This is a genomic window from Psychrobacter sp. Ps3 (assembly GCF_022129275.1).
GTDB classification, from domain to species: Bacteria; Pseudomonadota; Gammaproteobacteria; order Pseudomonadales; family Moraxellaceae; genus Psychrobacter; species Psychrobacter submarinus.
Genome location: NZ_JADQAL010000022.1, coordinates 1 through 14,526, shown reverse-complemented (window position 1 = coordinate 14,526; position 14,526 = coordinate 1). Strand labels below are relative to the sequence as shown.

13 protein-coding genes are annotated in these 14,526 nt (G+C 45.4%); 7 read left to right on the top strand and 6 right to left on the bottom strand.

Annotated elements, in window-relative coordinates; translation table 11 throughout:
* Positions 1-70: 70 nt before the first annotated feature.
* A complete protein-coding gene (locus tag I3248_RS08130) occupies positions 71-1,045 on the top strand; it encodes an alpha/beta fold hydrolase (RefSeq protein ID WP_238063250.1) in 975 nt (324 codons plus the stop codon).
* Between the two features lie 44 nt (positions 1,046-1,089).
* Here I3248_RS08130 and I3248_RS08125 read toward each other — a convergent pair whose 3' ends face one another.
* Positions 1,090-1,797 carry a DUF3820 family protein gene (locus tag I3248_RS08125; protein WP_201559024.1) on the bottom strand — a complete coding sequence of 236 codons (708 nt, stop codon included), beginning with the start codon at positions 1,795-1,797 and terminating at the stop codon, positions 1,090-1,092.
* A gap of 161 nt (positions 1,798-1,958) precedes the next feature.
* Between I3248_RS08125 and I3248_RS08120 the strand changes: the two genes are divergently transcribed.
* Positions 1,959-2,573, top strand: coding sequence for a M23 family metallopeptidase (locus tag I3248_RS08120; RefSeq protein WP_238063249.1), 615 nt, complete (start codon positions 1,959-1,961; stop codon positions 2,571-2,573).
* Positions 2,574-2,585: 12 nt separating this feature from the next.
* On the opposite strand, the gene dtd is transcribed toward I3248_RS08120, so the two are convergent.
* Positions 2,586-3,041, bottom strand: a complete 456-nt coding sequence (gene dtd, locus I3248_RS08115) for a D-aminoacyl-tRNA deacylase (RefSeq protein WP_238063248.1) — start codon at positions 3,039-3,041, stop codon at positions 2,586-2,588.
* 150 nt (positions 3,042-3,191) lie between these two features.
* Between dtd and asd the strand changes: the two genes are divergently transcribed.
* Positions 3,192-4,025, top strand: a complete 834-nt coding sequence (asd, locus tag I3248_RS08110) for an archaetidylserine decarboxylase (protein ID WP_238063247.1) — start codon at positions 3,192-3,194, stop codon at positions 4,023-4,025.
* A gap of 10 nt (positions 4,026-4,035) precedes the next feature.
* On the opposite strand, the gene I3248_RS08105 is transcribed toward asd, so the two are convergent.
* From I3248_RS08105 to fadB, 4 genes are all read right to left on the bottom strand, one after another.
* A complete protein-coding gene (locus I3248_RS08105; protein WP_238063246.1) occupies positions 4,036-4,746 on the bottom strand; it encodes an HD domain-containing protein in 711 nt (236 codons plus the stop codon).
* A 149-nt stretch (positions 4,747-4,895) separates the two neighbouring features.
* On the bottom strand, positions 4,896-5,471 hold the full coding sequence (locus I3248_RS08100) for an isochorismatase family protein (protein ID WP_025646296.1): 576 nt from the start codon (positions 5,469-5,471) through the stop codon (positions 4,896-4,898).
* Positions 5,472-5,713: 242 nt separating this feature from the next.
* Positions 5,714-6,883, bottom strand: a complete 1,170-nt coding sequence (fadA, locus tag I3248_RS08095; protein WP_201559019.1) for an acetyl-CoA C-acyltransferase FadA — start codon at positions 6,881-6,883, stop codon at positions 5,714-5,716.
* Between the two features lie 139 nt (positions 6,884-7,022).
* Positions 7,023-9,182 (bottom strand): fatty acid oxidation complex subunit alpha FadB, encoded by a 2,160-nt coding sequence (fadB, locus tag I3248_RS08090; protein WP_238063245.1) that lies wholly within the window; start codon positions 9,180-9,182, stop codon positions 7,023-7,025.
* A gap of 639 nt (positions 9,183-9,821) precedes the next feature.
* On the opposite strand from fadB, the gene I3248_RS08085 reads away from it, so the two are divergent.
* The 4 genes from I3248_RS08085 to I3248_RS08070 all read left to right on the top strand — a co-directional run bounded on the left by I3248_RS08085 (position 9,822) and on the right by I3248_RS08070 (position 14,442).
* On the top strand, positions 9,822-10,844 hold the full coding sequence (locus I3248_RS08085) for a polyprenyl synthetase family protein (protein ID WP_238063262.1): 1,023 nt from the start codon (positions 9,822-9,824) through the stop codon (positions 10,842-10,844).
* Between the two features lie 108 nt (positions 10,845-10,952).
* The gene (locus tag I3248_RS08080; protein WP_238063244.1) at positions 10,953-11,771 is read left to right on the top strand and encodes a DUF72 domain-containing protein; all 819 of its coding nucleotides are present in this window, start codon (positions 10,953-10,955) and stop codon (positions 11,769-11,771) included.
* Between the two features lie 31 nt (positions 11,772-11,802).
* Complete coding sequence (locus I3248_RS08075) at positions 11,803-12,942, top strand: metal-dependent hydrolase (protein ID WP_238063243.1); 1,140 nt, start codon at positions 11,803-11,805, stop codon at positions 12,940-12,942.
* Between the two features lie 300 nt (positions 12,943-13,242).
* Entirely contained in the window at positions 13,243-14,442 is a 1,200-nt protein-coding gene (locus I3248_RS08070) for an SIR2 family protein (RefSeq protein ID WP_238063242.1), read from the top strand.
* Positions 14,443-14,526 lie beyond the last annotated feature (84 nt).

Sequence of the window (14,526 nt, the reverse complement as noted above, 5' to 3'; positions counted from 1 at the left end):
TTTATCATCTAATGACATTCGCGACTTCTGACTACCCAATAACGACACTTTAAGCTTTTAGGATATAATTATGCTTGATAACGATGCTCTTGTAACGCCTACTACCACTCTTTTAGCTGCCGATACTGTCGGTCATTATAAAAAGAATACTGACAATAGCGCTATCGATAGCTATCCCTTAACTATTATGACTGAGCGCAACCAGCCGTTAGCAGCGACTGTTTACCATCCGCAAACCAGTACAGCGTCAAAGATAAAAACAGCTGTCATGATAGCGCCGGCGACAGGTATCAAACGTCAGTTTTATCATAGCTTTGCTACTTTTTTGGCGGAGCAAGGTTTTGGGGTTATCACCTATGACAATGAAGGTATCGGCCAGTCTTTATCAACGACTCTAGCCAAGTCTGATGCTTCTCTTATTAGCTGGGGTCGCCATGATATGCCAGCGGTGCTTGATGCTTTGCAGTACGAGTTCCCTGAGGCCAGCTACCATCTCATCGGCCACAGTGCTGGTGGTCAACTTATTGGGCTAATGCCGAACTATGCTGCTCTGAGCTCAATCTTTAATGTCGCGTGCTCCTCAGGACGTATCAAAAACTTAGAGATGCCTTATAAGCTCAAAGCCATGGGTTTTATGGACGCCTTTATTCCACTCACTAATTTAGTCTTAGGCTATACGCCTGCTGACAAAATCGGCATGGGCGAGCCACTACCACGCGGAGTCGCCCGTCAGTGGCGCGAGTGGTGTAATGGCGCAGGCTATATCAAAACCGCGCTAGGTAAAACCATTCACAATCACTACTATGATGAGCTGACTATGCCCTCATTATGGCTCGGCTTTAGTGATGATGACATTGCCAATAGCGAGAATATGGACGATATGATTAGAGTATTCCCTAACATGTCAGTAGAAAAACACTATCTAAATCCTAAAGATTTGGGCGTCAGTCACATCGGGCACATGCGCTATTTTAGTCGTAAAACTTATAGCAAAGTGCCGCAGCTGTGGCAGATGGCAGTAGATTGGTTAAAAACTCATAGTTAAACGACTGAGATCATATTAAAACGATGGCAAGTGAAAGTGAGCACTTAGCAGTCTGGTGATTCTTTTACTTTTTCTGCCTCTACCCGCTTTGTTAGCGCCGAATACAGCGTCGGCTGCATATTGTGGATGTTCCCTAGCATCCATTTTACATAATGGATAGGCACATCTTTAATCAGCTTGCCTTTGTGCTTACCAAAAGGCATCCTACTTACAGGGCTTGCGGTATTAGATATCTTATGCGCGGCGGCAAAGTCGGTTGGCTCAATCTCCAGGCGCGCGCAGCAGGCTTTATAAAGCAAATAACACATCCGTGCATCGCCCAAAGCGTCGTGGGCTTTGATGGTCATTTGGCTCGCCTCGGCTTTGCCTAGTAGCTGTTCGATACACTTTGACTGACCATAGTAGCGCCATTCTGGAAAGGCGACGCGCGCCAGTCTGACTGTACAAATAAGCTTGGCAGAGGGTCTACCTATGACGCGCCAATCAAAGCGTACGTTATGTCCTATCAGATACTCTGGCAGCTCAAACTTATCAGATTCAAACCGCTCACACCCTGCGACATCAGCGTCGGTAATGCCATGAACCTTAATGACTACCGGCGATATCGTGCGGCCGCTATTGAAGTACTTCATCCACTCAAAACCGGTAGCGACATTGATAGTCGCCACTTGAATAGGACGCGGATCACGGCCTTGATCGGTTTCGGTATCGATAATAAGGGCGGTTGCTAATTCATCCATAGGGTCAGTCATAAGCTAAGTCAGTTCGTAGTCGCTGTAAATGCAGCTGAAAATATAGTCACTATTGAGGTGATAAAATAGGGTGATAAACAATCCTAAGGTAAACATACACTTAAAAAACAATATGATATAAAGGTATATTATACCTATCAACCAAATTACAAGAGCGCGTCATGCCATCGACTAAACCGCCACCTCTCCCTAATTCTACTAATAAAAAAGCGCCGAAGCCTGGGTTTATCGGACGTGTAGTCGGCCTATTATTCAGAGCGGCTTTATGGTTTGCGCTGCTGTTTGTCATAGATAAAGTGCTACCAACACTACGTCTACAGACGCAAAGCTTTGTCGTTAGCAAGTGGCAGCAGGCGACTTTGCTACAAGAGCCGTTACCTACGGATAATAGCCTACCAAGTCCGCTACCCGGCCAGCACTTGGCTGATACTTGGGGCGCTGCTCGCAGTGCTGGGCGCTCGCACGAAGGCATCGACATCTTCGCCGAGCGCCACACCCCTGTGCAAGCCACGACCCATGGTATCGTCAGCAAAGTAGGCGAAAACAACTTAGGCGGCAATGTGGTGGTGATTATCGGTCCAGGCGGCGCAGGACATTATTACGCTCACCTGCAAGAGTTCGGCGACATTGCGGTCAATGACTGGGTGGAAGTCGGCGATATTATTGGCTACGTGGGTGATAGCGGCAATGCTAAAGGTACACCGCCGCACGTGCACTATGGTATCTATATCCAAGGTCGCGCAGTCAATCCTTATCCCTTGTTAGTAAAAGATTAGGGCGCTGTTAAATCAGGACACCTCTACTATAAAATTCAGCGGTCCGTCATTGATACTCATCACTTGCATATTTGCGCCAAACTGTCCCGTCGCCACTTTGGGATATTGAGTCTTGGCATAAGCGATCAGCTCTGCAAATAAAGACTCTGCCGCCTCAGAACTCATCGCGCCGCCAAAATCAGGGCGACGACCTTTGTCAGTTTTCGCCATCAAAGTAAACTGCGACACCAATAATAACCCACCGCCGACTTGCTGGACATTCAGATCAAGCTTGCCCGCCTTTTTAGGATCATTTTCGTTTTCAAAGATACGATAGGTCAGTATTTTATCGATCATGCGCTTGGCAGTCTGTAAGTCATCATCAGGACCAAGACCAATATAAGCCAATACTCCATGCTCAATTGCGCCAACGCTTTGACCATCGACCTCGACACTCGCCTGCCCTACTCGCTGAATAAGCGCTTTCATTGACCACTCCTTTATAGCTATTAATAGACGTTAGGCTGACTATGCAAAGATAACTTATGCACACACAGATAAAAGCGGATCATGATAAAATGAGGGTATTATCATGATTATTTTTAGCCGTTATTTTTAATTTATTGTTAGGTAGCTTTTATGACTCTATTTACCACCCTGCAACAGTTTGTGCCGCAGCAGCAATTAAGTGAGCTTGCCGGACGCTTGGCTGCTAGCCGTCATCCGCTAGTCAAACGCGCCTTTATTCGTAGCTTTGCCAAGGCTTACAATATCACTTTAGAAGAGTATGAGCGTGATAGTCTCAACGCTTATGAGAGCTTTAATGACTTTTTTACCCGCGAGCTAAAAGACGATGCACGCGCTATCGATAGTACTGCAGGCGGTATCGTTAGTCCTGCTGATGGGATAATATCACAGCTTGGGCAAATTAAAGATCACAAAGTCCTGCAAGCCAAAGGCCGTGACTATGATATCGGTCAACTGCTGGCCAATAGCACTGATGGTGATTATTTTGCAGATGGTAGCTTTGCAACGGTTTATCTTGCGCCCAGTAACTATCACCGTGTACACATGCCATTTTCGGGTACTTTAACGGCTACGCGCTACGTACCAGGTACGCTGTTTTCGGTCAACACGGTCACAGCGGCCAATATTCCTGATTTGTTTGCGCGCAACGAGCGTCTGGTTTGTATGTTTGATACTCAGTACGGTAAGGCCGCAGTAGTACTGGTTGGCGCTATGATTGTCGCCGGTATTGAGTCTGTCGCTACTGGTAAAATTACACGTACCGATACTATGCAAGAACAGCAGCATAATATGGAACTGGCTAAAGGCGATGAGCTTGGTCGTTTCTATCTTGGCTCAACCGCGATTGTCGTCTTGCCAAAAGCGGCAAAGGCGGATTGGCAAGAGAGCATGCAGGCTAATTCAGTTGTGCAAATGGGCCAGCTATTAGGAACGGCTACCGCCTAATAAACAAGCGCTACTCTTTAATTAACCACCCCTGCTCGGTTGCATAATCGAGTTGGGCGCTCATCCATTGATGAATAGTTGGAAAGCTATCTTTAATAAAAGCATGAGCAGCAGCCACTTGCGAGCGCCTGATACCAAGCGCTCTCCAAGTCTTGCCTCGGGTCTGTATATTTAATAAAAAAGGCAATAAGCGATCGACGACTTTGAGTAGCTGAGTCTCCGCGCTATCCCCAGTTTCTTGCTCTTCCCAAATTTTGCTTAGATCTGCTATACCATTGCCGCGCTCACTTTGTAGACGGGCTATACCATCGCGCTCTTCAATATGTGCATCTTGACGCGTATTAGCATATAAAAAAGTATCGCCTGCATCAATCTCGCCCAAATCATGAATGAGCGCCATCTTCAGTAACTGCTCATGGTTGACCTCTAACTCAAACGCTTCAGCGATGGACCAACACGCCATCGCTAAGTGCCATGAGTGCTCAGCAGAATTCTCTACTCTTAGCTCGTCGACATCGGCATCAGTATCAACATGGTGAGTAATGTAATTACGGCGGTTAACGTGCTTAAGCGCATCAAGCTCTAACAAAAAATGAGTGATATCTTCCATATCCTTTGGAGGATAACTGTCATTGGGCTGAGGGTTGTTTTGTGGATTAGAGATCTGGTTAGTAGGCATAGAGCAATGATGGCTGGCAGTCGCGGATTGATGAAAAGACATAAAAAACTCGTTGATTTGAAGCGTTGGTTTTGAGAAATAGTCACGATACTGTTTAGGGATGCTGCTGTATGCTACGCGGCAGCATCGCATTTATCAATATCCTTCAAAGATATACTATAGAGCCGACTGCCTCATCACACCTGACCTTATTACTTAATCAAATTGCTAATGGTCTTAAAAGCAGGATCTTTACTACTGCGGCATAGCTCAAATAAAATCGTCTCAACCGTAGTAATGACCCCACCTGCGCGGCGGATACGGCGAATGGCTTGTTTTTTATCATAAGGGAAACGCGAACCTACTGCATCGCCAATGATGACCGGCTGCATACCGTTATCTAGTAGATCAAGCGCGGTTTGTAGGACGCAAACATGAGTCTCAACTCCGCATAAGATAACGATGCTGCGATTTTGCTGCGCCAAATGGTGCCAAGAATCATCCGTATCACAAGCGCTAAAAGTCACCTTTTCAAAGCCTTTGGCATTACTGCCTTCTAGCACTTCAGTGATTTCAGGCAAGGTCTCGCCTAGTCCTTTTTTATATTGCTCATTGAGCATGATAGGGATATCGAGCGCTTGGAGACCTTTAATCAAAGTCACTATCTTTTTAGTGATCTTATCGTGATCTAAGATATGCGGGGTCAGGCGTTCTTGGACATCGATAATCATTGCTTGGGTATTTTCGCGGGCGATACGATAAGTGCGATCGGTAATCATGGTAGACATAGTACACTCCTTGTATGACTGACCTTATTATTAAAGGCTATGTTAGATTTATCATGGGTGTTTTCGTTATTGTTCTTATTCTTATTTAGTCATAGTTTAGCTAGGGCGTCAATGAGATAAGCTCAAATATGCCCTCTTCCTTGTGAAAGATAAGAGTCAACCATAAAAAAGCCCTTAGCTATTTCGCTAAGGGCTTTGCTATATCACTAAGAGTATTGCTTAATAAAAGTCAGTTCGTACTCTTATACGCGCTCAATAACGGTAGCGATACCTTGACCTAGACCGATACACATGGTCGCAAGGCCAATCTCAGTATCCATCTGCTCCATAGCGTTGAGCAAAGTCACGGTGATACGCGCGCCTGAACAACCAAGTGGATGACCTAAAGCGATCGCGCCACCATTGATGTTGATGATGTCTTGCTTATCTTCTAGACCCATAGACTTAATAACGGCCAAGCTTTGCGCAGCAAAAGCTTCGTTCAGCTCGATAGTTTGTATGTCTTCTAGGCTTAGGCCTGCGCGCTTTAGTGCTTTTTGTGATGCTGGTACAGGACCATAGCCCATGATAGCAGCGTCACAGCCAGCGATACCCATGCTACGAATACGAGCACGCGGCTTAAGACCTAAGTCTTTGGCTTTTTGCGCGCTCATCACTAGCATAGCGGATGCACCATCAGATAACGCTGATGAAGTGGCCGCTGTTACGCTACCTTTTGGATCAAATGCAGGACGTAGCTTTTGCATTTGCTCCATCGTCGCATCTGGACGAATCACTTCATCGACGGTGCATAACTGCAAGCGACCTTGTTCATCATGGCCTTCGATACCGATGATCTCATTATCGAAACGACCCTCAGTAGTCGCTGCCCAAGCGCGGCGATGCGACTCTAGACCGAATGCATCTTGCTCTTCGCGGCTCACATTGTTCATGCGGCCCAGCATCTCGGCGGTCAGACCCATCATGTTAGAGGCTTTGGCATAATGCTTAGAGGCAGCAGGGTTTAGATCGATGCCGTGCATCATACCGACGTGACCCATATGCTCAACGCCGCCAATGATAAAGGTATCACCTTGGCCGGTCATAATTTGCGCTGCTGCGGTGTGCAAAGCTTGCATCGATGAGCCGCATAGACGGTTGACGGTTTGGCCGCCAGTAGTCTTAGGGATATCAGCCAGCAGGCCGATATTGCGACCGATGTTCATGCCTTGCTCAAGCGTTTGGTTAACACAACCCCAAATGATATCTTCGACATCATTGGTATCGAAGTCATTACGCTCAACTAAAGCGCGCACCAGCTCAGCTGATAGGCTATCGGCACGCACATGACGGAACATACCGTTTTTGGTTCTTCCCATCGCTGAACGCACACCGTCGACGATGACTACGTCTGTTGGACTTAAAGTTGTCATACTGTATTCCTTTTCAATTTGTTGTCAGCGCCGTCATGCTTAGCTTGATAGATTATGAATCTCGAATAGCTAGCAAGCTTACGGCACTTATCCTAATAGGTTATCTATACACTGTGGTCTATCTGTTGTTAAGACTCAGTTATGCAACAGGGTAGAATCTCTCACCAGCCGCTGCCATATCGCGAATCTTTTGCGGCGCTTCATAAGCTTTGCCAAGGTGTGCATATTTTTCACACAGCGCTAAATAGTTATCTAGACCCAATTGATCAATGTAACGGCACGGACCACCGCGGAATGGCGGGAAACCAACACCCATAATCATAGCCATGTCGGCCTCAGCAGGGGTGCTGACGATATTATCTTCTAAGCAGCGTACCGTCTCATTACAGAAAGCTAGCATAGTACGGTCGATGATCGTTTGATCATCAAACTCTTGTTTGTCGCTGTCGGTGGTCACTTCTAACAGCTTATAAGTGGCTTCATCAGCGACTTTTTTCGGCTTACCGCGCTTATCAGTTTCGTACTTATAGAAGCCAACGCCGTTCTTTTGACCGAGACGCTCATTCTCATATAGATGCTGGATAGCGCCTTTATAATCAGGGTTCATGCGATCAGGAAAACCTTGTGCCATAACTTCTGCACCGTGTACGCCCGTATCTAAACCGACGACGTCGATGAGATAAGCCGGACCCATAGGCCAGCCGAATTTTTCCATAACTTTATCGACATGGGTAAAGTCCGCGCCTTGCTTAAGTAATAAGTCAAAAGCACCAAAGTATGGGAATAGGACACGGTTCACTAAGAAGCCTGGGCAGTCATTGACGACAACGGGCACTTTACCCATTTTAGTTGCGAGCGCAACCGTGGTGGCAATCGCTTCTTCAGAGGACTTCTCACCGCGGATCACTTCAACTAGCGGCATACGGTGTACTGGGTTAAAGAAATGCATACCAACGAAGTTCTCTGGACGCTCAAGCACTTCTGCTAAATGCGTAATAGAGATCGTTGAAGTATTCGAAGCCAAAATCGCGTCTTCTTTGACTAAGCCTTCGACTTCTTTGAGTACCGCGTGCTTCACTTTTGGATTTTCTACTACGGCTTCGATAACGATATCAGTCTCGCTAAAGTCGCCATAGTTCAAGGTAGGACGGATACGGCTTAAGGTTTCGCCCATTTTCGCTGGGGTCATCTTTTTGCGTTCGACCATTTTGCCAAGTAGTTTACTCGCTTCACCCATACCCAAATCTAACTGCTCAGATTTGATGTCTTTCATGATGATCGGCAAGCCTTTGCTGGCTGCCTGATACGCGATACCGCCGCCCATGATGCCTGCACCTAATACCGCGGCTTCATTGATTTCATGCGCTTGTTTGCTGTGTTTCTTAGCCAGCTTCTTAACCAGCTGATCATTTAAGAACAGACCGACTAAGCTCTCAGCTTGTGGCGTTTTGGCGGCTTTGGCAAAATAAGTGGCCTCAACTTCGATAGCTTTGTCACGTGGCAAATTGACGTGCTTTTCGATCGCTTCGATAGCGAGCGCTGGCGCTGGATACTGCTTAGGATTGGCTTTTGAGAAGATCATGCCTTTGGCGCTATTGAACGCCATGGCCTGCTCAAGCTGGTTTAATTTAACAGGATTGAGCTTCTCTTCACGTTTGGCTTGCCAATCAAGCTCGCCTGAGATACATTTTTTGACTAAATCAACAGCAGCGTCTTGCAAGTCATCAGCGGCAACAGTAGCGTCCACTAAGCCTAACTTTAGCGCCTCAAGTGGTTTTTTTGGCTTACCCGTCGCGATAAGCTCTAAAGCGTTATCAATACCGATGACGCGAGTACTACGCACCGTACCACCGAAACCTGGGAAAATACCGAGCTGCGTCTCTGGCAGACCGATGCTGGCTTTTTCGCTCATCACACGGTATTCACACACTAGAGTCATCTCACAGCCGCCGCCAAGTGCCGCGCCATTGATAGCCGCAACTTTCGGGAAAGGCAGGTCTTCAAAACGATTGAAAGTACCATTGACTTTGACGCCCCAGTCTTTGATTTCATCTTCTGGTTTTTGGAATGAAGCGACAAATTCTGTAATGTCGGCGCCCGCGATAAACACGCCTTTGCCTGAAGTGACGATAAGACCTTTAACATCGTCGGCTTGTTCTAAAGCACTCACCGCTTCGCCAAGCTGTTTATTGGTTTCCATGTCAAATTTATTGACGCTCTCACCTTCAGCATTAAAATGCATATTAGCAATGCCATCCTCTAGCATGCTCACGGTAATGCGATTTCCTTGATATACCATTTGAAACTCCTTGCTGGGTTATAAGATTTATAGGGCTATACAAGCTGATTGATACAATCAAAGCTTATTAAAAGGTTCATTATTTGAATGATTACATTTTTGAATTAAAGTTATCGTTGATAGCTATTAGTAAGAACTAATAGGTAGTAAAAAATAATAATTAATAAAAGATCAATAAGATGAAAGACCAGCTATTGAATTTGACCGGTTAGAGCGTACTGCAATGTATGTTGCTATCAGTGCCCTTTAGCCTGTATCGACAATCAGTTTAGGGATTATAACCGCGACTGTCACAAGCTAAAGCCGGACTCGTAAGTCACTCTTAAGGCTTTAAGAGACATTTACCTACTCTGCAAGATGCTTTATTTGTATAGCAGCACCCTCTAAGACCCTGTAAGAGCCGGCTCTACAACTCATCGTTATTAAGCCTTTAAGGCTTATATTATAAAAACATATTAGCACTCTGAATGAAATCATCAATACGTAACCAAAGCTTAGCCAATCTTACTCGCGCGCAATACGGGCTAAGCGACTATACTTGCGCAGTCGCTATATAAGCCGCTGTCACTATCATGCTAAACTCATGCTAAACTAAGGCGATTTTCGCTTTTGTCTTTTCACTTAGTCATTGGTAGCTTTATGTCTCTCCCCTCCACTTCGCAATTCGTTCCTTTTGACTCCTTTGAGCAGCTCTCTTACTCGTTACGCACACAATTAGCCGCAGATATTGAAGCGCTATTTACTTACGCCAATTTGCCAAGTCCGCTCGGTGATGCTTGTCGCTATGTGATGACCGGCGAAGGCAAGCTGGTGCGGCCTTTATTAGTCGCCAGTGCTTTTGCTAGTGTTATCGCGAGTACTGATGATGTGACCTCAGTTACTGAACAAGCCGAAACGACAAGCGCCATAGCAGATAAACCAGCTGGCTTGGCGACTCTTTTGCGCCATGAAGCCCACTATGATATGTGCCGAAGAGCGGCATTAGCGGTGGAGCTGTTGCACACTTACTCTCTTGTACACGATGATTTGCCGTGTATGGATGATGATGAGCTGCGCCGTGGCCAGCCCACCGCTCATATCGTCTTTGATGAGGCGACCGCTTTGCTAGCAGGGGACGTGCTACAGACTTTAGCCTTTGAAACACTCAGCGCCGAGATACCCACCTTTGCGCCTTTTAATGAGGTGATAGCCAGTAAGCTTTTGGCCGTATTTGCACCGCGAGCGCGGCGTATGGTGGCAGGGCAAATGCTCGATCTCAATGCCGAGGCGAGTACAGACATATCGCAAACGGATTTAGAATCCATCCACCGAGATAAGACCGGCGCGTTAATAGAAGCGGCGCTGCTGATGGGTGGAATATGCGCCGGTGCTACAGCGCCGCAGCGGATGGCACTGCAGGACTGTGCCCAGCATATTGGTCTGGCCTTTCAAGTACAAGACGATATCTTGGATGTGACAGGAAATACCGATGATCTGGGCAAACCGGCTGGCAGCGATGAGAAGCTTGATAAATCAACCTACGTGAAGCTCATGGGCGTGGATGCAGCCAAAGACTACGCGCAGTCGCTATTTGCAGAAGGTCGCGGTGCAATCACTCGTGAGTTAGGTGACGACAATGCCGTGCTAGCGGTTATCGAATGGCTGTGGCAGCGACAAAAGTAAAGTCGAATCTGTAATAAAGGCCGCTAGCAATAGGATACTGTAGTCGATTCACTATAAAAATGACGTAGCGCGCTTAATTTCATAACAATTTTATTTTGAACTGACTATATGAATAATCATTCTACTCCGACCATCTATTTAGGCACAGGCGGCTATAGCGATACTGACCTGCTGGGTACGCTGTATCCTGAAGGAACCAAAAAGACCGACTTTTTACGTGAATACGCTAAGCAATATGGCGCGGTGGAGATTAACAGCACCTTTTATGCGCCTATCGGCCAAAAAGCCTTTACCGGTATGATTAATAAAGCTTATGAGCAAGCCGATAGCGAGTTGAAGTTTGCAGTAAAACTGCACCAAGACTTTACTCATGCGCGTAAGGGCACAGCGGAGCACGCACAATCTTTTCTCAATGCCTTGACGCCGCTGATCGAAGCAAATGCTCTAGCTCCTCTTCTGCTCCAGTTCCCACATGGCTTTGACCGTACTCGCGAGCATCGTCTGTACTTGGCAGAACTTGTCAGCTGGTTTAAGGACTATCCGCTTGCCATCGAGTTTCGTCATAACGCATGGCACACCCCGCAAGTAGTCGATAGCTTTAAACAGCAAGGTCTCATTTGGTGCAGTGTGGACTATCCTAAAGTCAGCGGTCTACCACCATCACGATTGATATTCACCGAGCGCACCGGCTACCTAAGGATGCATGGTAATAATCTGCACTGGTGGGATGCGATGAGCGCCGCTGATCGTCATGATTATCGTTATAGCGAGGCGGAGATGCAGAATTGGGCGCAAGCGATTGCCAATCAGCGTCAGCATTTCGATACGCTATATATCTTTTTTCAAAATACCGTGAAAGCGCACGCGTACTATAATATTGCGATGTTGCGAGAGGCGCTAATAGCGCATAACTTTGACGTACTGTAGTTAACCTAAACCCTAATTTAATAAGAGCGCTATGGATTCACTCAGTCAAATCGTCTTGGGCGCGAGCGTCCAAGGGGCATTACTTGGCAAATATCAGGGTCGCAAAGCCTACCTATACGGGGCGATACTGGGCACGCTGCCTGATTTGGATGTCCTGATTAGCTACCCCGACCCCATCAGCGACATGACCTACCATCGCAGCTTTAGTCATTCTTTATTTGTCCTGAGCGCAGTAGGTATCGCAGGCGCTTGGCTAATCAGTCGATATCATCACTGGCGCAATATGCCGTTGCCTTATTCAACGCGGCGCTTAGCACTTGCCATGACGTTGGTGTTGACCACCCATCCTATCTTGGACAGCTTTACGGTCTACGGCACGCAGCTATTTTGGCCGCTGCAAGACCCGTTGCAGATGACCCCAATCAGTATTGCCTCCGTCTTTATTATTGATCCACTCTATACCCTGCCGCTGCTCATCGCGCTGATCGTTGGTCTGGTAAAAGGGCGTCGCCTTGGTATTTTTCACAAAGGGCTGCTGGCGCGCTGTCAGCGCTTTGCCGTTTGGATGCTGATTGTCAGTAGTGGCTATTTGCTTACGTCACTGGGACTCAAGCAATACGCGCAAGCACAAGCAGAACGCACCTTGGCTGCCGCCAATATCACCCCCGCCCGCCTAAAGACTATGCCCGTGCTACCGACCATCCTGATGTGGCGCACTCTTGCCGAAGATAAGCAGCAGCGAATCATTGAAATCAGAGGCAGCGTGCTGGACGCGCGCTTGCCTGAGTATCGCTACCTTACCCAGTATGATCAGTCGCCACAATGGCGGGACAATTTGCCAGCGCAAAGCCGACCCTATGCCCAGCGGCTAGAGTGGTTCTCGGGTGGCTGGACAGGCTACCGCGTACACACCACTGCCGAGCAACAACAGCTGGTGGTTGATGACTTACGGATGATGGCGGGTGATCTGCCGTTTTTTAGCTTTGTGTTGGCGGATAAGGCCAATGAGCGTGCCCCGTGGCAGCCCATCACCCCGATAGAAGCTCCTGCTCCCACGCAAGACAATCAAGCGCAGTCTTCACGGTTTGAGTTGATTCAGCAAGGGTTTAAAAGGGTGTTTGATGAAAAGGCGGTGGATATGAGGGAGGGTTGGGAAATTTGTAATAGTTAACATTTGTAAGATAATAATGTAATATAAAACCTCTAAACTTCAGTGTAATATTACTAAAAGTCTATTTTTTTTAATAAAGAGTTAGTTATGGATATAAAAATCGATAAGCAGTCGCTAAAAAAACAAGATATAGACACTAGTGATCTAATTGCAAAAATTGCATCAGGGAAAGCTTTATTGTTTACAGGTGCTGGTTTCTCAAACCTTATAGTCGAACCACTATTAAAGTGTTACAGCGTTAGACTCGTTTAGCCTACTACTGTAGTACTTGCACTCGTCTGCCTTGTACCACTTTTAATATTGATTGACTATACGCATAATTTAAGCTCAGATGAAACATCAGAGGCGAAAGGTTTAGCCCATGCAATATGTGATTTAGGTAATTTTCCTTCGGATGTTAGAGATGATGACTTACGGTTTGTAACTGAATATTTTATAGCAAATAACGATAAATCTGAGCTTATTGATCTCTTGAAAAAGAAATATACAATCACTAGTACAGATGATGTGCACAATACAATATGTAAAGCAAAGTGGAAAAGGTTTTATACGACAAATTACGATAAAAGTATAGAAATAGCGTCTGAAAATTCTGGAAAAAAGGTTGAGTGTATAGATATTAGCTTTCAAGCTAATTCATATTATAAAAGAGAAAACCTATGTATTCATTTAAATGGTTCGATTGACAGCTTAAACCTAGATAGTCTAGAAAATACATTCAAACTATCTACGTCATCTTATATATCTCCTGAATCATTTATTCAATCTGACTGGCATTATTATTTTAAAAAAGACTTAGATCGCTGTAGTGCAATATTTTTTGTTGGATATTCAATGTACGATATAGAAATCCAAAAAATTCTATATGAGAATAGCCTGTTAAAAGAAAAGACTTATTTCATCACTCGAGAGGAATCAAGCCGAAAAACAATATTTACTTTATCGAAGTTTGGAAATGTACTACCTATTGGAGTTGAAGGTTTTGCAAAGCTAATTAAAGAAAATAGAGATATATTAGAAAACTATGATTCAGATTACTATCTTCAATCCTTATCAAAGTACGAACTCTCTTATAATCAAGTTGATATACAAGATTCAGATGTAGAATCTATGATAATGTTTGGTAAAACTGATACTGAATCGATTGCTGATGCAGTATTAAGCGAACAGAGGATTCCCTATATAATAATAAGAAGCCAGCTGGAAAGAGTCAGAAGATTTATTGAAAATAACAGAAACATAATTTTATATAGTGATATGGGTAATGGTAAAAGTATAATTACAACGCAAATTCATGCTTATTTAACAGCTCTATCAATTGATTGCTATTATGTATCAGACTTAGAAGGAGATTTCATTGAAGACATTGATCATCTCTCGAAAAGTGGTAAAAAGATAGTCATAACTTTGGATAGCTATGAAAGACATGTAGAGCTATTGCAACATTACGCATACTCACTTCCCGATAATATAAATATAATAGACCTCTTGCAAAAGTAGTTGTAAGACACAACGTATATTATTGAACTCTACTTACTTAATAGATATGCCAAACATAGATAAGCTACTCAAACAAAGTGACGC